18 protein-coding genes and 1 tRNA gene are annotated in these 19312 nt (G+C 46.8%); 13 read left to right on the top strand and 6 right to left on the bottom strand.

Annotation, left to right across the window (positions count from 1 at the left end):
* Nucleotides 1–106: 106 nt before the first annotated feature.
* The 10 genes from ppdK (at nt 107) to C4H11_RS02565 (ending at nt 12604) form a co-directional block, all read left to right on the top strand.
* Nucleotides 107–2833, top strand: coding sequence for a pyruvate, phosphate dikinase (gene ppdK / locus C4H11_RS02610; RefSeq protein WP_106040372.1), 2727 nt, complete (start codon nt 107–109; stop codon nt 2831–2833).
* Between the two features lie 376 nt (nt 2834–3209).
* Nucleotides 3210–4727, top strand: a complete 1518-nt coding sequence (atpD, locus tag C4H11_RS02605) for a F0F1 ATP synthase subunit beta (protein ID WP_106040371.1) — start codon at nt 3210–3212, stop codon at nt 4725–4727.
* A 75-nt stretch (nt 4728–4802) separates the two neighbouring features.
* The gene (gene atpC, locus C4H11_RS02600; protein ID WP_106043058.1) at nt 4803–5045 is read left to right on the top strand and encodes an ATP synthase F1 subunit epsilon; all 243 of its coding nucleotides are present in this window, start codon (nt 4803–4805) and stop codon (nt 5043–5045) included.
* 35 nt (nt 5046–5080) lie between these two features.
* Nucleotides 5081–6244 carry a F0F1 ATP synthase subunit A gene (atpB, locus tag C4H11_RS02595; protein ID WP_394336046.1) on the top strand — a complete coding sequence of 388 codons (1164 nt, stop codon included), beginning with the start codon at nt 5081–5083 and terminating at the stop codon, nt 6242–6244.
* 42 nt (nt 6245–6286) lie between these two features.
* Nucleotides 6287–6544 (top strand): ATP synthase F0 subunit C, encoded by a 258-nt coding sequence (gene atpE / locus C4H11_RS02590; protein ID WP_106040370.1) that lies wholly within the window; start codon nt 6287–6289, stop codon nt 6542–6544.
* Between the two features lie 39 nt (nt 6545–6583).
* Nucleotides 6584–7090 carry a F0F1 ATP synthase subunit B gene (gene atpF, locus C4H11_RS02585; RefSeq protein WP_106040369.1) on the top strand — a complete coding sequence of 169 codons (507 nt, stop codon included), beginning with the start codon at nt 6584–6586 and terminating at the stop codon, nt 7088–7090.
* A gap of 12 nt (nt 7091–7102) precedes the next feature.
* Nucleotides 7103–7663, top strand: a complete 561-nt coding sequence (locus C4H11_RS02580; protein WP_106040368.1) for a F0F1 ATP synthase subunit delta — start codon at nt 7103–7105, stop codon at nt 7661–7663.
* An 81-nt stretch (nt 7664–7744) separates the two neighbouring features.
* The gene (gene atpA / locus C4H11_RS02575; RefSeq protein ID WP_106040367.1) at nt 7745–9331 is read left to right on the top strand and encodes a F0F1 ATP synthase subunit alpha; all 1587 of its coding nucleotides are present in this window, start codon (nt 7745–7747) and stop codon (nt 9329–9331) included.
* 18 nt (nt 9332–9349) lie between these two features.
* Nucleotides 9350–10243, top strand: coding sequence for a F0F1 ATP synthase subunit gamma (locus tag C4H11_RS02570; RefSeq protein ID WP_106040366.1), 894 nt, complete (start codon nt 9350–9352; stop codon nt 10241–10243).
* Between the two features lie 135 nt (nt 10244–10378).
* The gene (locus C4H11_RS02565; protein WP_106040365.1) at nt 10379–12604 is read left to right on the top strand and encodes an AAA family ATPase; all 2226 of its coding nucleotides are present in this window, start codon (nt 10379–10381) and stop codon (nt 12602–12604) included.
* A gap of 88 nt (nt 12605–12692) precedes the next feature.
* Here the strand turns inward: C4H11_RS02565 and C4H11_RS02560 are convergent, their stop codons facing one another.
* Nucleotides 12693–13226: an occludin gene (locus C4H11_RS02560; RefSeq protein WP_106040364.1), complete on the bottom strand. Its 534-nt coding sequence runs from the start codon at nt 13224–13226 to the stop codon at nt 12693–12695.
* Between the two features lie 355 nt (nt 13227–13581).
* Nucleotides 13582–13655, bottom strand: a tRNA-Asp gene (locus tag C4H11_RS02555).
* Between the two features lie 161 nt (nt 13656–13816).
* On the opposite strand from C4H11_RS02555, the gene C4H11_RS02550 reads away from it, so the two are divergent.
* Complete coding sequence (locus C4H11_RS02550) at nt 13817–15133, top strand: aminotransferase class I/II-fold pyridoxal phosphate-dependent enzyme (protein ID WP_106040363.1); 1317 nt, start codon at nt 13817–13819, stop codon at nt 15131–15133.
* A 141-nt stretch (nt 15134–15274) separates the two neighbouring features.
* Complete coding sequence (locus C4H11_RS02545; protein WP_106043054.1) at nt 15275–15868, top strand: YqgE/AlgH family protein; 594 nt, start codon at nt 15275–15277, stop codon at nt 15866–15868.
* On the opposite strand, the gene C4H11_RS02540 is transcribed toward C4H11_RS02545, so the two are convergent.
* The 3 genes from C4H11_RS02540 to recR are packed head-to-tail and all read right to left on the bottom strand — an operon-like array spanning nt 15861 to nt 17526.
* Complete coding sequence (locus tag C4H11_RS02540) at nt 15861–16397, bottom strand: GNAT family N-acetyltransferase (RefSeq protein ID WP_106040362.1); 537 nt, start codon at nt 16395–16397, stop codon at nt 15861–15863. The two genes, C4H11_RS02545 and C4H11_RS02540, sit on opposite strands and share 8 nt — an antisense overlap.
* Nucleotides 16398–16416: 19 nt before the next feature.
* Nucleotides 16417–16863 (bottom strand): hypothetical protein, encoded by a 447-nt coding sequence (locus tag C4H11_RS02535; protein ID WP_106040361.1) that lies wholly within the window; start codon nt 16861–16863, stop codon nt 16417–16419.
* A 45-nt stretch (nt 16864–16908) separates the two neighbouring features.
* Nucleotides 16909–17526, bottom strand: a complete 618-nt coding sequence (recR, locus tag C4H11_RS02530; RefSeq protein ID WP_106040360.1) for a recombination mediator RecR — start codon at nt 17524–17526, stop codon at nt 16909–16911.
* A 93-nt stretch (nt 17527–17619) separates the two neighbouring features.
* Between recR and yihA the strand changes: the two genes are divergently transcribed.
* A complete protein-coding gene (gene yihA, locus C4H11_RS02525) occupies nt 17620–18222 on the top strand; it encodes a ribosome biogenesis GTP-binding protein YihA/YsxC (RefSeq protein WP_106040359.1) in 603 nt (200 codons plus the stop codon).
* 73 nt (nt 18223–18295) lie between these two features.
* Here yihA and C4H11_RS02520 read toward each other — a convergent pair whose 3' ends face one another.
* On the bottom strand, nt 18296–19306 hold the full coding sequence (locus C4H11_RS02520) for a GGGtGRT protein (RefSeq protein WP_106040358.1): 1011 nt from the start codon (nt 19304–19306) through the stop codon (nt 18296–18298).
* Nucleotides 19307–19312 lie beyond the last annotated feature (6 nt).

Raw genomic sequence — 19312 nt, 5'->3', positions numbered from 1 at the left:
TTGTTGGAAAAAGTTTTATAGTCTGTGAAATATACTTAGATTTGCGAACCGAAAATGAAGTATCGGGGAAATAAAAGTAATAATCAGAAATTTTTAAATATATATTATGGACAAGAAAAGAGTTTACACATTTGGAAACGGCCAGGCAGAGGGAAAGGCTGACATGAGAAATCTTTTGGGGGGAAAGGGTGCCAACCTTGCGGAAATGAACCTGATAGGAGTTCCGGTTCCTCCGGGTTTTACAATCACGACGGAAGTTTGTACCGAGTATTATGAAATGGGGCAGGAGAAGGTCGTCGCCCTGTTGAAAAACGAAGTGGAGCAGGCCATTGCTCATGTGGAAAGGCTGATGCGTTCCAAGTTCGGCGACGTGGAGAACCCGTTGTTGGTTTCCGTCCGTTCGGGTGCGCGCGCTTCCATGCCGGGTATGATGGATACCATCCTGAATCTGGGTTTGAATGATGAAGTGGTAGAGGGCCTGACACGCAAAACCGGCAACGCGCGCTTTGCTTGGGATTCTTACCGCCGCTTCGTGCAAATGTACGGCGATGTGGTGCTGGGCATGAAGCCGGTGAACAAAGAAGACGTTGACCCGTTTGAAGCCATCATAGAAGAGGTGAAGCATGCCAAAGGCGTGAAGCTGGATAACGAGCTGGAGGTGGAAGACCTCAAAGAGCTGGTGAAGAAATTCAAAGCTGCCGTAAAGGCACAGACCGGCAAGGACTTCCCGACGTCTGCCTACGAGCAGTTGTGGGGGGCTGTATGCGCCGTGTTCAACTCGTGGATGAACGAACGTGCCATTCTCTATCGCAAGATGGAGGGGATTCCCGACGAATGGGGCACGGCAGTCAGTGTTCAGGCCATGGTATTCGGCAATATGGGAGAGACCTCGGCTACGGGTGTTTGCTTCAGCCGCGACGCTGCCACGGGCGAAGACCTCTTCAACGGCGAATATCTGATTAATGCGCAAGGCGAAGATGTGGTGGCAGGCATTCGTACCCCGCAGCAGATTACAAAGATAGGCTCGCAACGCTGGGCCGAACTGGCCGGTGTAAGCGAGGAAGAGCGTGCAAGCAAGTATCCTTCCATGGAAGAGGCCATGCCCGAAATCTATAAAGAGTTGGACGCGCTGCAAACCAAGCTCGAAAATCACTACAGAGACATGCAGGACATGGAGTTCACCGTGCAGGAAGGCAAGCTCTGGTTCCTTCAGACGCGTAACGGAAAACGTACGGGTGCCGCTATGGTGAAGATTGCCATGGATTTGCTCCGTCAGGGAATGATTGACGAAAAAACGGCATTGCTTCGTTGCGAGCCCAACAAGCTGGACGAGTTGCTTCATCCCATATTCGATACGAAGGCTCTGAAGCAGGCACAGACTTTGACCCGCGGCTTGCCCGCATCTCCGGGCGCTGCTTGCGGACAAATCGTCTTCTTTGCGGACGATGCAGCCGAATGGCATGCTGCCGGCAAGAAGATTGTAATGGTGCGTATCGAAACTTCTCCCGAAGACTTGGCCGGTATGGCGGTTGCCGAAGGCATCTTGACGGCTCGCGGAGGTATGACCTCGCACGCTGCCGTAGTGGCTCGCGGCATGGGTAAGTGCTGCGTGTCGGGCGCGGGAGCGTTGAATATCGACTATAAGGCACGTACGGTAGAGGTGGACGGCGTTGTCCTGAAAGAGGGAGATTACATCTCTTTGAACGGCAGCACGGGCCAGGTATATAATGGCAAGGTAGAAACAAAAGCTGCCGAACTCTCCGGCGATTTCGCCGAATTGATGAATTTGGCCGATAAATATACCAAACTGCAAGTTCGTACCAATGCCGACACTCCGCACGACGCAGAGGTGGCGCGCAGCTTCGGTGCGGTGGGCATCGGCCTCTGTCGCACGGAACACATGTTCTTCGAAGGCGAGAAAATCAAAGCCATGCGCGAAATGATTCTTGCGGAAGATGCCGAAGGGCGCCGTAAGGCTTTGGACAAGATTCTGCCGTATCAGCAAGCCGACTTCAAGGGAATCTTCAAGGCTATGGCCGGATGTCCGGTGACCGTCCGTCTGCTCGATCCTCCTTTGCACGAGTTTGTTCCTCACGATTTGAAAGGCCAGCAAGAGATGGCAGATGCCATGGGAGTAAGCTTGCAATATATCCAGCAGCGTGTTGAGTCGCTTTGCGAACATAACCCGATGCTGGGACACCGTGGCTGCCGTTTGGGCAATACCTATCCCGAAATCACTCAGATGCAGACGCGCGCCATTCTGGGTGCCGCACTGGAACTTAAGAAACAAGGTGTTGAAACGCATCCCGAAATCATGGTGCCGCTTACCGGTATCTTGTACGAGTTCAAGCAACAGGAAGAGGTGATTCGCGGCGAAGCAGCCAAATTGTTTGAAGAAGCAGGAGACAGCATCGACTTCAAGGTGGGTACCATGATCGAGATTCCGCGTGCCGCTCTGACAGCCAATCGCATTGCATCCTCCGCGGAATTCTTCTCATTCGGTACGAACGACTTGACACAGATGACATTTGGATATTCACGCGACGATATCGCATCTTTCCTTCCCATCTATCTGGAAAAGAAGATTCTGAAAGTCGACCCGTTCCAAGTGCTCGACCAAAACGGTGTAGGTCAGTTGATACGCATGGCCACAGAGAAAGGGCGTGCCATCCGTCCGGATCTGAAGTGCGGCATTTGCGGCGAGCATGGCGGCGAACCTTCTTCCGTGAAGTTCTGCCATAAGGTAGGCTTGAACTACGTCAGCTGCTCTCCGTTCCGCGTGCCTATCGCACGTTTGGCGGCGGCGCAGGCTGCAATCGAAGATTTGAACTGAAATAGAGGTATCTAAAAAAAGGGATATGACTGAAAAAGGGATTTGCTTTGGGGTGAATCCCTTTTTTCTGTTTGCAAAACGCGTGCCGGGTGTGATGTCTCAAATTCGTTCCATTCGTGGTGATACCCCTTCAATATAGGTTTTTTAGCAAAAAAAAGCATTGGTATAGAATAACGGTATGCGATTTGTTTCTACTTTTGCAAAGTTGTTTGTTTAACTATTGGAGGGAACAAACGGTTTGAGAGTAAACATTTATAAGTGAAGATACTTATGTGGTTCGTATACGTATAAACGTCAGGTAATCTGCGTGTGTATGCGAAATTGACCGCATTTCATTAGTAGGGTATTATTAAAAAACTGAATAAAAAGATTGCTTATGTCACAGATTGTGGGACATATTTCACAGGTTATAGGCCCTGTGGTGGATGTTTATTTTGAAGGAACGGAGGCGGAACTGAAGCTGCCCGGTATTCATGATGCGCTGGAGATAAAGAGAAATAAAGGAAAAAGACTGATTGTAGAGGTGCAGCAGCACATTGGAGAGAATACTGTGAGAACCGTAGCTATGGATAGCACGGATGGCCTGCGAAGGGGAATGAAGGTGTATCTGTTGGGAGGCCCCATTACTATGCCTATAGGTGAGCAGATAAAAGGGCGTCTGATGAATGTGGTGGGCGACTCCATCGACGGAATGAGGGAGCTTGACCGTAGCGGAGCCTATCCTATCCATCGTGAACCTCCTAAATTCGAAGACCTGACCACCGTGCAGGAAGTACTCTTTACGGGAATCAAGGTCATCGACCTGTTGGAACCTTACAGCAAGGGAGGGAAAATCGGTCTGTTCGGTGGCGCCGGTGTAGGTAAAACAGTGCTCATACAGGAACTCATCAATAACATAGCGAAGAAGCAGCATGGCTTTTCCGTATTCGCCGGAGTAGGAGAGCGCACTCGCGAAGGCAATGATCTGCTGAGGGAAATGATTGAGTCTGGTGTCATCCGCTATGGAGAAGAATTCAAGAAAGGTATGGAAGAAGGCAATTGGGACTTATCGAAGATAGATTACGATGAAGTGGCCAAGTCGCAAGTATCCTTGATATTCGGTCAGATGAACGAACCTCCCGGCGCCCGTCAGTCGGTAGCATTGTCGGGACTGACAGTGGCCGAATCGTTTCGCGACATGGGCGGCGATACGGAGGGCCCGCGTGATATCTTGTTCTTCATCGACAACATATTCCGGTTTACTCAAGCCGGATCCGAGGTTTCGGCGTTGCTGGGGCGCATGCCCTCGGCGGTGGGCTACCAGCCTACGCTGGCCACGGAAATGGGAGCCATGCAAGAACGCATCACTTCCACCCGCAAGGGATCCATCACTTCCGTGCAAGCGGTATATGTGCCTGCCGACGACTTGACCGATCCGGCACCTGCCACTACCTTTACACACCTTGACGCCACCACGGTGTTGAGCCGTAAGATTACGGAGCTCGGCATTTATCCTGCCGTAGATCCTTTGGAATCTACGTCGCGTATCCTCGATCCCCACATTGTGGGCGAAGAGCATTATGAAGTGGCGCAGCGTGTGAAACAGATTCTGCAACGGAACAAAGAGTTGCAAGACATCATTTCCATTCTTGGCATGGAGGAACTCTCGGACGCTGACCGGACATTGGTAAACCGCGCGCGCCGAGTGCAACGTTTCTTGTCGCAACCATTTGCCGTAGCCGAGCAGTTTACCGGCGTTCCCGGCACGATGGTTTCCATTGAAGATACCATCAAAGGGTTCAAGATGATTCTCGACGGAGAGGTGGACTACCTGCCAGAGCCGGCTTTCTTGAACGTGGGAACAATTGAAGAAGCTATTGAAAAAGGAAAGAAGCTGTTGGAACAAGTAAAATAAGATGTGGGCCTTTTGGCGGATGGTTCTGTTCCTTCAATATCGGACATGTGTAAATGAACAAACCCGTAAATGAATATGAAGAAATTACATTTGGTTATTGTGTCACCCGAAAAAGAAGTTTTCGAGGGTGAAGTAGAAAGCGTGACGTTGCCGGGTTCTGGCGGTTCGTTCATGATATTACCGCAGCATGCTCCTATTGTATCGTCCTTGAAAGCAGGAAAACTGACTTATATGGTGAATGGCGAAAAACACGACTCGCTGATTCAAGGCGGATTCATCGAAATGAACAATAACAAAGTCACTGTCTGCATAGAGTGAAGAAGAGAATGAAAAGGATAAAACAAAAGCATACTATGTCTTTTATCGGTTTGTTTGTGTTGATGGGGTTGTTGACCTCCGTCGGCGTGCATGCCGATAGCGTCGCCATACATCATCCGGTTGCCGCCACCGTGCAGCAGGTAGGAAGCAATGAAGCGGTTCCGACAGAGACAAAAAACGGAGTGGATGTGAAAGAGATTGTCTTCGGACATATCGGCGATGCTTATCAATGGCATATCACGACTTGGGGCAAGATGCATATCACCGTCCCGTTGCCTATCATCGTATACAGTCGGATATCGGGATGGCACATCTTCTCATCCGCTCGTTTGGAAGAGAACGGAGGTAGCTACGACGGGTTGTCGATTGCTCCGGAGGGAAGCCGCTTTGAAGGCAAACTGGTGGAACACGACGCGGCGGGAAATGAAGTCCGTCCATGGGATTTCTCCATAACCAAGATAGTATTTGCTTTGATTATCAATAGCGCACTGCTGATCATAATCATCTTGAGTGTAGCCCGGTGGTATCGCAGGCACTCTCAAGACAATGTCACTCCCGGAGGCTTTGTAGGTTTCATGGAGATGTTCATCACGATGGTGAACGATGATGTCATCAAGGGGTGTGTAGGCCCTAACTATCGCAAGTTTTCTCCTTATCTTCTGACTGCTTTCTTCTTTATATTCATCAACAATCTGATGGGGCTGGTGCCTTTCTTTCCCGGTGGAGCCAATGTGACGGGAAACATCGCCGTTACGATGATTCTGGCTCTTTGCACTTTCCTTGCCGTCAACATCTTCGGAGGAAAGGCTTACTGGAAAGACATATTCTGGCCCGATGTGCCTTGGTGGTTGAAGGTCCCATTCCCGATGATGCCTATGATAGAGTTATTTGGCATCTTCACTAAACCTTTTGCCCTGATGATTCGTCTGTTTGCCAACATGCTTGCCGGGCACATGGCGATGCTGGTGCTGACGTCTCTTGTTTTTATCTCGGCAAGTATGGGGCCGGTACTGAACGGTTCGCTGACGGTGGCGTCGGTGTTGTTCAATATCTTCATGAATGCTTTGGAGTTGCTGGTTGCTTTTATTCAAGCCTACGTGTTCACCATGCTGTCTGCGGTGTTCATCGGATTGGCGCAAGAAGAGGGACATGAAGAGAAGAAGGAGACGAAAGTCCTCGAACATAAAGAGATAAAATAGAAAAGTATATAGGATTAATAAACATCTTAAAATTTGAAAGTTATGTTACTATCAGTATTATTGCAAGCTGCTGTGGCAGGTGTGGGAATTAGTAAGCTGGGTGCGGCATTAGGTGCCGGTATTGCTGTGTTAGGCGCCGGATTTGGTATCGGCAAAATAGGCTATTCTGCCATGGAAGCCATTGCCCGGCAGCCGGAAGCATCCAAAGATATTCGTATGAATATGATTATTGCCGCAGCTTTGATTGAAGGTGTCGCATTGTTGGCGGTGGTTGTATGTCTGTTGGTGTTTTTCTTATAGTATACAATAGGACAATAGTCAAAAACATAAATCAAGATTATGTCATTGTTAGTACCTGATAGTGGTTTGCTGTTTTGGATGCTCCTTTCGTTCGGGGTGGTGTTTGCGGTGCTTGCCAAATACGGCTTTCCCGTCATTACCAATATGGTGGAAGAGCGCAAAGCCTACATAGACCACTCTTTGGAAATGGCCCGTGAGGCAAATGCGCGGCTTGCCGAACTGAAAGCGGAAGGCGAAGCACTGATTGCGGCAGCTAATAAAGAGCAAGGACGCATTTTGCGGGAAGCGATGCACGAGCGTGATAAGATAATTATCGAAGCACACAAGCAGGCGGAAGCTGCTGCGCAAAAAGAACTGGAAGAGGCGAAAAGGCAAATACGCCAGGAGAAGGAAGAGGTTATTCATGACATCCGCCGTCAAGTAGCTGTTTTGTCTGTGGACATAGCCGAGAAGATACTCCGGAAGAGCTTGAATGAAAAGAATGAACAGATGGAGATGATCGATCGGATGTTGGATGAAGTATTGGCGGCAAGCCGAAACAATTAGAATGATTGAAAGATGGATATAGGAATCATTTCGATGCGTTATGCGAAGGCTTTGATGGGATATGCTAAAAGTGTAGGTGCAGAAGAACTCTTATATAAGAGATTTGATATGTTGCACCGTAGTTTCAGTAAGTATCCGGAACTATCTAAAGCATTGGCAAATCCTGTTCTCACTGTGCGCGAAAAGTTTGCACTCATCTGTACGGCTGCTGCGGGTGATGCTCCCATAGGAAGAGAGTTTACACGTTTCATCTCTTTGGTGCTGAAGAACCGGCGAGAAAGTTTCCTCCAATATATCTGCTTAAGCTTTCTGAGTTTATATCGGAAGGACAAGCATATCGCTGTGGGGCGGTTGATTACCTCCGTGCCGGTCAATCGGGCCATATGGGAGCGCATTCGTGACAGTGCTTCTTCTCTGCTGCATGTCAGCATGGAGTTACAGACTGAAGTGGATCCCACCATAGGAGGTGGCTTTATTTTCGACATTAACGACTTCCGTCTCGATGCAAGTGTTGCTACCCAACTTAAGAAAGTGAAGCAGCAATTTGTCGACAAGAACAGAAGAATAGTATAATAATGGTTAGTGATGAGCGGTCAAGCACATAGCAATGCCGTTTGGTGAGTACTCATCACTAATCAACTAAACACTGAAAACATGGTTTCTGAAAATATAAAAGCAAGCGAAGTATCGGATATTCTTCGCCGTCAGCTTGAAGGCATCGACACCCGTGTGCAGCTGGACGAGATTGGCACGGTGTTGCAAGTCAGTGACGGCGTGGCGCGCATATACGGATTACGTAATGCCGAAGCAAACGAGTTGCTGGAGTTTGATAACGGCATCAAAGCCATTGTGATGAATCTGGAAGAAGATAACGTGGGTGCCGTACTGCTTGGCTCTACGGATAAGATAAAAGAAGGCTTCATTGTGAAACGTACCAAACACATTGCTTCCATCATGGTGGGAGAAAGTATGTTGGGACGTGTGATAGATCCGTTGGGAGTGCCTCTCGATGGAAAAGGGATAATAGGTGGAGAACTCTGTGAGATGCCATTGGAACGTAAAGCGCCGGGAGTCATCTTTCGCCAGCCGGTGACTCAGCCGCTGCAAACCGGACTGAAGGCCGTGGATGCCATGATACCTATCGGTAGAGGCCAGCGTGAATTGATCATTGGCGACCGTCAAACGGGAAAGACGGCGATTGCCATTGATACTATTATCAACCAGCGTGCCAACTTCGAAGCAGGCGAACCGGTTTATTGCATCTATGTGGCCATTGGTCAGAAGGGTTCTACGGTAGCTTCTATCGTGAATACATTACGCCAATATGGTGCTATGGATTATACCATTGTGGTAGCTGCCACGGCAGGCGACCCGGCAGCGTTGCAGTATTATGCTCCTTTTGCAGGAGCTGCCATTGGTGAATATTTTCGCGACACAGGTCGCCATGCCTTGGTGGTATACGACGATTTGTCCAAACAGGCGGTTGCATATCGCGAGGTGTCTCTGATTCTGCGCCGGCCGTCAGGACGTGAAGCTTATCCGGGAGACATTTTTTATCTGCACTCTCGTTTGCTGGAACGTGCGGCGAAGATTATCAGCCAGGAAGAGGTGGCCCGTGAAATGAATGACCTGCCTGATAGTTTGAAAGGTAAGGTAAAAGGCGGTGGCTCGCTCACTGCATTGCCTATCATTGAAACACAGGCCGGAGATGTCTCGGCTTATATTCCTACAAATGTAATTTCCATAACCGACGGACAGATATTTCTTGACTCAGGTCTTTTTAATCAAGGCAATCGTCCGGCCATTGATGTCGGCATATCAGTGAGCCGTGTAGGTGGTAACGCTCAAATAAGGGCGATGAAGAAAGTGGCGGGCACACTGAAAATAGATCAGGCGCAGTATCGTGAGTTGGAGGCGTTTACAAAGTTCAGTGGCGACATGGATCCTGTGACTGCACTGACTATTGACAAAGGGCAGAAAAATAAGCGTCTGCTGGTACAGCCTCAGTATGCTCCAATGGCAGTGGAAAAGCAAGTGGCTACTCTCTATTGTGGCACACATGGCTTGCTGAAGAACGTGCCATTGGATAAAGTCGGAGAGTTTGAACACATCTTTCTTGATTCTCTGGAGATGAACTACCGTGCGGAAGTGCTCGATGTCTTAAAAAATGGTGTCATCAACGATGATGTCTGCAAGAAAATAGAAGAGACTGCCGAGATGGTTGCAAGACAATTCATGTAATGAAATGAAAGAAAAACTATGGCTTCACTGAAAGAAGTAAAGAGTAGGATAAACTCCGTCATGAGTACACGCCAGATAACCTCGGCGATGAAAATGGTGGCTTCTGCCAAATTGCATAAAGCGCAAGGGCGGATTGAGAATATGTTGCCTTATCAACAGAAACTGAATGAGATTCTGACCAATTTCCTATGTACGGATGCTTCATTTGAGTCACCTTATACAGAGGAAAGGCCGGTGATGCGGATGGCATTTGTTGTCTTCTCGTCCAATACTTCTCTATGTGGTTCTTTCAACTCAAATGTGACCAAGATGCTGGAGCGGACGTTGACAGAATATCAATCGTTGAGCAGAGAGAATATACTTATTTATCCGATAGGAAAGAAAATAGAAGAAGCTGTCAGGAAGATGGGGTATGAGCCGCAAGGCAGCTATCGCTTGATGGCCGATACGCCTTTGTTTACAGAGGCCTATGAGCTGGCGGCACGGCTGATACGAGAATTTGCGATGAAAAACGTTGACCGTGTGGAGCTCATTTACCATCATTTCAAGTCAATGGGAACGCAAGAGCTGCTTCGTGAGACTTATTTACCTATTGACCTTGTTCGGGTGGCGGAAGAAGCAAGGCACGAAACGGTTGCTGATTCTACTCGCTGTTTAAAGAATGACTATATCGTAGAGCCTTCCGTCGATGGACTGATTGCCGAACTTCTTCCCAAAGTGCTGAGCCAGAAGATATTTACTGTGCTTCTTGACTCCAATACTTCCGAGCATGCTGCCCGTATGCTTGCTATGCAGGCTGCAACAGATAATGCCAACGACTTGATTCAGGATTTGACGAAACAGTACAACAAGAGCCGACAGCAAGCCATAACCAATGAGTTGCTTGATATTGTGGGAGGCAGTTTGAGGTAGTACTAATTATTTTCCGGAGAGGATGAGAGGTAAAAAAATAAAAACATTACCTTTGTCTTGTCGTGAAAGTATTATTGCAGATGAAGTTCGCTTGACATTTTGAAGAGGAGCGGATAAGTTGAAAAAAGCATTTCAATGGATCAAAATTCAGAGTTGGCTCTTGCATGGCAATTAATAGAAACTACCGGTACGCATCTTTTCCTGACCGGCAAGGCCGGTACCGGTAAAACCACTTTCTTGCGAAGGCTGAAATCGGAAAGCCCGAAGCGAATGATTGTATTGGCTCCGACGGGGATTGCTGCCATCAATGCGGGCGGGGTGACGATACATTCTTTCTTCCAACTTCCTTTTGCCCCTTATATTCCTGAGAGTTCGTTCAGCGCCCATGGCAAGACATCTTACCGTTTTCGCTACGGCAAAGAGAAGATAAACATTATCCGCAGTATCGATTTGTTGGTGATTGATGAAATCAGTATGGTACGCGCCGATTTGCTCGACTCGGTAGATGCAGTGTTGAGGCGCTTCCGCGACAGGGGCAAACCTTTCGGTGGGGTGCAACTGCTGATGATTGGCGACCTTCGGCAACTCTCTCCCGTAGTAAAGGAAGAGGAGTGGCAAATGCTGGGTAAATATTATGATACCCCTTATTTCTTTTCCTGCCAGGCCTTGAAACGGACGGAATATTGTACCATTGAATTGCGGAAAGTGTATCGGCAGAATGATGAAGCCTTTCTTGAACTGCTGAACCGCATCCGTGAGAACCATTGTGACAGCCGGGTGTTAGAGGTCTTGAACCGTCGTTATATACCCGGGTTCGAGCCTAAAAAGGAGGATGGATATATCCGTCTGGTCACTCATAACTATCAAGCACAACGGATCAACGACCATGAACTGGCCCAACTCCCGGGACGCTCTTATACTTTTCGTGCCCGGATTGAAGGAAAGTTTCCCGATTATTCGTATCCCACGGACGAGGTATTGGAACTGAAACGCGGTGCACAGGTGATGTTCGTAAAAAACGACACTTCGGGTGAGTGTCGTTACTATAACGGTATGATTGGAGAGGTGACGGCTCTTTCGGCAGGTGGGGTAGAGGTGCGCAGCAAAGAAAGCAATGTGTCTTTTGTCCTTCAAGAAGAGGAGTGGACAAATGCTAAATATGTGTTGGATGAAGAAACCAAAGAGATAACCGAAGCCATTGAAGGCACTTTCCGGCAATATCCGTTGAAGTTGGCTTGGGCAATCACCATTCATAAAAGCCAAGGATTGACGTTTGAACGTGCAGTAATCGATGCCAGCGCATCGTTTGCACATGGGCAGACGTATGTGGCCTTGAGTCGCTGTAAGACTTTGGAGGGAGTGGTGCTCAGTGCCCCGCTTTCAGAAAAAGCTGTTATTAGCGACCATGCAATAGATGCTTTTACTACAGAAGCACGTCTGAACGAACCGGACGAACAACATTTTCGTTCTTTACAGCAAACCTATTTTGGATATTTATTGTCGGGATTATTCGACTTTCAGCCTCTGGAACAAGCTCTGCGGAGGTATGTACGCTTGATAGACGAGCATTTGTATAAACTCTTTCCCAAGCTGTTGGCAGCCTGCAAAGAAGAAGTAGAGCGTTTCCACGAAAAGGTGACGAAGGTGGCAGCACGGTTCGGCCTCCAATATACCCGTCTGATTGCTGCTGCGGAAGATTATGCCACGGACAAGGTGTTGCACGAGCGCATACACGCTGCTGCCGTTTATTTTCTGGAACAGTTGCAACCATTGGATGTGCTGTTGATGAGTGACGTAGTGGCTGACAATAAGGAGCTGAAGAAGAAACTCCGGGATGCGTTGGAGGAATTGGAAAGTTTGTATGATTTGAAGTCCGACCTGCTACAACATATTCAGGAAAACGGTTTCAAAGTTACAGATTATTTGAGAAAAAAATCGATTCTCACCCTTGACGATTCGGTTTTGCAAAAGAAGAAACTTCGAGGAAAAGAAGTTGCAAGGGTAGGAGAAGCATCGTCAGAGAGCTGGAAACATCAGCTTGAGAATGGCGGAGAAAGAAAACGAGAACGGAAACGTGAGGTTGCAGCTCTTGAAGTCCCTGCCGATGTGTTGCATCCGGTGCTTTACAATCGGTTGGTGGCGTGGCGCAATGCGGAAGCTTCGCGATTGGGACTACCTGTATATGCGGTCATTCAGCAAAAGGCGATATTGGGAATCAGCAACCTACTTCCTCCGGATAAGGCCATGTTGGTGCATATTCCGTATTTCGGAAAGAAAAGCGTCGAAAAATATGGAGATATCATTTTGCAGATGGTGCGTGCTTATCGGAAAGAAAAAGGAGTGCCGGAACCGGAATTGTAAAATCATTGAGGGTGTGTCGGCCGGTAAAGCCGTTTGCACCTGCAACCAATACCTTCTTTTTATAAATCAGGGGCATATATAATGCTTGTCAGGGCCATGGCGTTTTTCTTCCTTGTTGCACTTCAATGCGTATGCCGAACGCTCCGTTGGCCGATTTCAACTCGAACGCACCTTTGAAATTGTTCTTTTCCCACGGAAGAGCAGAAGGATTGTACACTTTCCGTCCATCTTTATCATATTCTCCATATGTGTTGATGCGTATACCGTTTTTCAGGCGGAAGCTTCCCATCTGTAAGTTATCGGTAGGAGAACCAAAGCCGGTTAATCCGAAATAATGGGAGTTGCTAAGCGAGAACAGGTTTGAAAGCCCTTGCGAGTAAATCGCATCAGCATTCAGGCGGAAAGCACGGCTGTAGTCTTTACTTGCATCCGGAATCTCCAGTGTAAACTTTGGAAGGGTAGGAAGAGATACGTTCATCAGACCCATATCGAGCAGGAAGCCGTCGTAATTCCTTATATTTGGTGGAAGTTTCGTTATCGTATCCGCAGATATCTCGTTCTGCGCAACGGCTGACAAAATGCCGGCAAACAACACTATGATGCATAATAATATTCGTCTCATCGATTCACTCACTATTAAGTTCTCATCCTGCCGTACATACAGTTTAAAGAGACCGTATCGGTAGTCTATGCACACATGCAAATGCTGTCCTAACTGTTTGTAAACATTGTATGAAAGCCCTACAAACGACAGATTTGACAAAGATAGTTCTTTTGGGGAGTAATGGGCAAAAAACTTTGTATTATTTTTATTTCTTTATGTGAAGGGGGAGAAGTTTAGTACAAAATGATTATCCGCATAATAATGTACTTCAATTAATTTTACGCGTGAATTTGTTTAGTGATATATGCACCGAACTGTCTCATAAGTTCTGTATATGCTATTTAGTATTTAGACTTGTCGGGGTAATTTTAAGCGGTGCGTACGGGACTCGAACCCGTGACCCCATGCGTGACAGGCATGTATTCTAACCAACTGAACTAACGCACCATAATCTTGTTTTCTTGCCATTTCCCTCAATGGCGGTTGCAAAGGTAGGCATTTCTTTGATATCTGCAATAGCTTGGAAGGAAAAAATATCTTTATTTTTTATGTCTATTGATTCTGTTAGATTTATACTACCTTTGCGAAACTAATTTAATTTGGAAATTATGAAAAATACCCCTATTGAACGTCAGTTAGTAGATAAAGCTATCGAAGATTTTCACATTGCAGACTTTGCAAAAGCAACCATACGTGAGGTGAAGGCCATTGCGGCTAAAGTGGAAGCCACATCGGGGGTGGAATTTATTAAAATGGAAATGGGAGTACCGGGCCTGCCACCTTCCGGTGTCGGAGTGAAAGCTGAAATTGAGGCTTTACAGAATGGTATTGCCAGCCTTTATCCGGATATTAATGGATTACCTTCCCTGAAAGAAGAAGCCTCACGCTTCATCAAAGCTTTTATCAATGTCGATGTAGCTGCCGAAGGGTGCGTGCCCGTGACCGGCTCTATGCAGGGCACTTTTGCTTCGTTCCTTACTTGTTGTCAGTGTGACGAAAAAAAAGACACCATTCTCTTCATTGATCCCGGGTTTCCGGTACAAAAGCAGCAATTGGTGGTAATGGGATATAAGTTTGAAACTTTCGATGTGTATGAATATCGTGGAGACAAACTGAAAAATAAACTTGAAAGCTATCTCTGCAAAGGTAATATTGCGGCGATTATTTATTCCAACCCGAATAATCCCAGCTGGATTTGTCTGAAAGAGGAAGAATTGCGTATCATCGGTGAACTTGCCACCTTATATGATACCATTGTTTTGGAAGACCTTGCTTATTTTGCCATGGACTTCCGCCAAGACTTGGGCCAACCTTTCCGGCCGCCTTATCAACTTTCCGTGGCACACTATACCGATTGTTATGTATTGCTTATCTCAGGTTCCAAGGCGTTCAGCTATGCCGGCCAGCGTATCGGAGTGAGCTGTATTTCTGATAAACTTTATAATCGCGCCTATCCCGGACTGACGAAACGGTATGGTGGGGGTACTTTCGGTACGGTATTCATTCACCGAGTGTTGTATGCGCTCTCTTCAGGAACCAGCCATTCGGCTCAATATGCTTTGGCGGCTATGTTGAAGGCTGCTCATGAAGGGCAATATAATTTCCTTGATGAAGTGAAAGTATATGGTGACCGTGCGAACCGCCTCAAACAGATATTCTTGCGTCATGGCTTCCATTTGGTGTACGACAATGACCTTGGCGAACCTATCGCCGACGGGTTCTACTTCACCATTGGCTATCCCGGAATGAGTAGCGGCGAACTTGCCAAAGAATTGATGTATTACGGAGTCAGTGCCATCTCTTTGGTCACTACCGGAAGTAATCAGGAAGGACTGCGTGCATGTACTTCTTTCATATACGATCATCAATACGCGCTATTGGATGAACGAATGGCAGTTTTTGCGGCAAACCATCCAATTAAATAGAGTATGGAGTGGAGATAAAAGAAATCAAGACAGTTTCTAAGCCGACTCTTAAAACAATCATCTGTTAAGAAAATCGTGCTTGGTTAGAAAAAAATAATAGAGTTTGGTTGCTTGTTGTGAAATATTTTGTATATTAGGGGCATGCATACCAATATAGATATATTCAAAATAGAGACAAACCACGTTGTTCCGGCGCGAGGAAAGGTGTTGATTTCCGAACCTTTTTTGTGTGATCATGTATTTGGTCGCTCTGTTATTTTATTGGTAGATCATACACACGATGGCACCATGGGGCTTGTCATGAATAAGCCGCTTCCCGTTTGTTTGGATGATATTCTCGAAGGATTCCATTGTCGGGAAAACATACCGGTTTACAAGGGCGGTCCACTTAGTATGGATACTTTATTTTATCTACATACTCTCGATGGCATTGAAGGTGCGCTTCCTATAGACAGGGATTTTTATCTGAATGGCGATTTTGAAGCTATTAAAGCATATATTATGCAGGGACATCCCATAAAGGGTAAAATCAGATTCTTTTTGGGATACTCCGGATGGGAGCATAAACAATTGTGCCGGGAAATTCACGAGAACACATGGCTGGTGGGCAAGGAAAATACCGCTTCACTGATGGATGAAGAGGCCAGTGACCAACTTTGGAAAAAAGCCCTCTGCAAGTTGGGAGGGAAGTATGAAATTTGGTCGCGTTTTCCGCAAATACCCACATTCAATTAGCCTTTCGCAGACATTGCAGCAATACTACATCCTTGTATATGCCGCCAACGCGCCACCACTCTTTCAGAAGTCCGCATGACACGAAACCGCACGACTCAAAAAGGCGTATGCTTGCTTCGTTGTCTGTGGCGATGTGAGCAATCAGCTGCTTCAGGTTCAAGAAGTTAAAAACATAGTTGCATAGTAGTTCCAATGCTTCTCTGGCATAACCGTTTCCTTTATACTCTCTTCGCATCGCAATACCCACTTCCGCACGGGCGTGCATGGGAACAAACTCGGTGATGTCTATGGTTCCCATCACTATGTTGTCTTTCATGCGTACAATCATCATACGTAGCTGACGGTCGGCAAACATGTCACATTCGGAGTGTTCTATGTATTGCATTAATATGAACTTTGAGTAAGGTACGGTGAAGTTGGTCACTTCCCACATCGCGGGGTCGTTTTCCATTTCATACATTACTTCCAGATCTTCCGGTTCCATGGCCCGGAGGTATATTCGTTCACTACGGAAATAAGATTTATCCATTGCTAAATCAGTCACATTCTTACTTGTCAATATGCAGTTCTTTACGCAAACGCCCTTCGCCGGGTAAACAGAAAAGGGAGGCGGTCAATCCTATCATCGCACAGAGTGCCCCTGTGGTACTCAGCGCCATATAGTAGGTGAAAAAACCGGCCAAAACCGGTAAACTTAGCAAGACCAACCGAACGTCACTCCATAAAGCATAAAGGCGAAGAGCTTCGGGAAGGTTTGCAACATCTATTTTTCGGATAAGAACCCGCGAGAAAAGTTTCAGGGAGACCGGCACACAAGACGCGGTCAGTAAAATGGTTATTGTTTCAGTCACATAAGTCGCGGAAATATTCCCTGCATACAGTCCCACCCAGTCACTTCCCATCTCTCCGGACAGGATAAACAGAATGGGAAGTGTCCAAAAACAAGTAAAAGCTACTTTGACGTGTACTATAGTCTTTTTTATTGCTTCTTCCATATATGATTATATGATTGTCAAAATTTATAGAATCTCAAAGAATTTTTATATCGTTCCCGAAAATGGAGTACGGTTTACAATACTACGCCCTAAAGTTACTTCATCGGCATATTCCAACTCATCACCCACCGAAATGCCGCGAGCTATGACCGAAAGCTTCACTCCGAGCTTTTCCAGTTTACGATAGATATAAAAGTTGGTCGTATCTCCTTCCATCGTTGTGCTTAGCGCCAGGATAACTTCATCAATGCCACCGGCAAGTACTCGCTGCACCAGACTTTCTATTTGTAAATCTCCCGGACCTATGCCGTCCATCGGTGAGATGACACCTCCTAATACATGATACAGACCGCGAAACTGCTGTGTAGCTTCCACTGCCATCACGTCACGGATATTCTCTACCACACAAATCACCGAAGCATCCCGCTGAGGATTGGAACAGATGCGGCACGTTTCTGTATCAGATATGTTATGACAGACCTTACAATATTTCACCTCGTGTTTTAATCTGACGATTGCGTTACCGAACGCTTCTACTGTAGCCGTATCCTGGCGCAGTAAATGAAGAACCAGCCTCATAGCCGTTTTACGTCCCACTCCGGGCAACTTGGCAAATTCGCTCACTGCCTTTTCCAATAATGTTGAGGGAAATTGTCCATTCATACTTAAAATCTTCCTATTGGGCGCAAAGATAGTGTAATCTTATGAAATAAGTGCTACCTTTGTCGCTTGTAACATAAAAAAGCAGAAACAATCATGGATATTACAAGTGCGGAATTTACCATCAGTAATACAGATGTGCAAAAATGTCCGGAAGGGTCTTTCCCCGAATATGCCTTTATCGGACGTTCTAATGTAGGAAAATCCAGCCTGATCAATATGCTCACCGGGCGGAAAGGCCTTGCCATGACCTCTGCCACTCCCGGCAAGACGATGCTCATCAATCATTTTCTTATCAATAAGAGCTGGTACATTGTAGACCTTCCGGGTTATGGATATGCCAAGCGGGGACAGAAAGGCAAGGAGCAAATAAGAAATATCATCGAAAGCTATATCTTGCAGCGTCAGCAAATGACTAATCTGTTTGTTTTGATAGACAGCAGGCTGGAGCCGCAGACCATCGACCTCCAATTCATAGAGTGGCTGGGTGAGAATGCCATTCCTTTTGCTATTGTTTTTACCAAAGCCGATAAGTTGAAAGGAGGCAGACTGAACAGCAATATCAGTCAATATCTTCAAAAGTTGCAGGAACAGTGGGAGGAACTGCCGCCTTATTTCGTGACCTCTTCCGAAAACCGATTGGGAAAGAAGGAATTATTAGATTACATGGAAAGTATTAACAAAGATTTGAATAAGTAGATAATACAGCCATAAAAGAAACTCCCGTAATTTTATCTGGTTACGGGAGTTTTTTTATGTGGGAAACTTTAATTTATTTACCCAAAGCCTGAGCCACGTCTACAGCGCAAGCCACAGTGCAACCTACCATCGGGTTGTTGCCGATTCCTAAGAATCCCATCATTTCCACGTGAGCGGGAACGGATGAAGAACCTGCGAACTGAGCGTCACTGTGCATACGTCCCATCGTGTCCGTCATACCGTAAGAAGCAGGGCCGGCTGCCATGTTGTCCGGATGGAGCGTACGACCGGTACCACCACCTGATGCCACAGAGAAATAAGGTTTGCCGGCAAGTACGCGTTCTTTCTTGTAAGTACCTGCAACGGGATGTTGGAAGCGGGTCGGGTTGGTAGAGTTACCGGTGATGGAAACGTCTACACCTTCTTTCCACATGATGGCTACACCTTCACGAACATCATCGGCACCGTAGCATTTTACTTTGGCGCGAGGACCGTCGCTATATGCTATTTCACGGACAACTTTCAGTTCGCCCGTATAATAGTCGAATTGAGTCTGTACATAAGTGAAACCGTTGATGCGAGAGATAATCTGTGCGGCATCTTTGCCCAAACCGTTCAAGATGCAACGCAGCGGCTCTTTACGCACCTTATCGGCTTTAGCGGCAATCTTGATGGCGCCTTCGGCAGCGGCGAATGATTCGTGACCGGCCAGGAATGCGAAACATTTAGTTTCTTCGCGTAGCAACATGGCTGCCAGATTGCCATGGCCAATACCAACCTTACGATCGTCGGCTACGGAACCCGGAATACAGAATGCCTGCAGGCCGATACCGATTGCTTCGGCAGCCTCGGCGGCATTTTTACAACTTTTCTTGATAGCAATGGCACAACCCACCACATAAGCCCATTTGGCATTCTCAAAACAGATGGGCTGGGTTTCTTCACAAGTCTTATAAGGATCGAGACCATGAGCTTCGCAGATAGCGTTAGCTTCTTCGATGTCTTTGATACCGTTAGCGTTCAAGGCAGTAAGAATCTGTTTGATACGACGGTCTTGGCTTTCAAATTTTACTTCTCTAATCATAATGTC

Origin of the sequence: Bacteroides zoogleoformans (assembly GCF_002998435.1) — a bacterium.
Lineage (GTDB): Bacteria > Bacteroidota > Bacteroidia > Bacteroidales > Bacteroidaceae > Bacteroides > Bacteroides zoogleoformans.
Note: the sequence above shows the minus strand (reverse complement) of the source record. Positions and strands in the feature narration are given on the sequence as shown.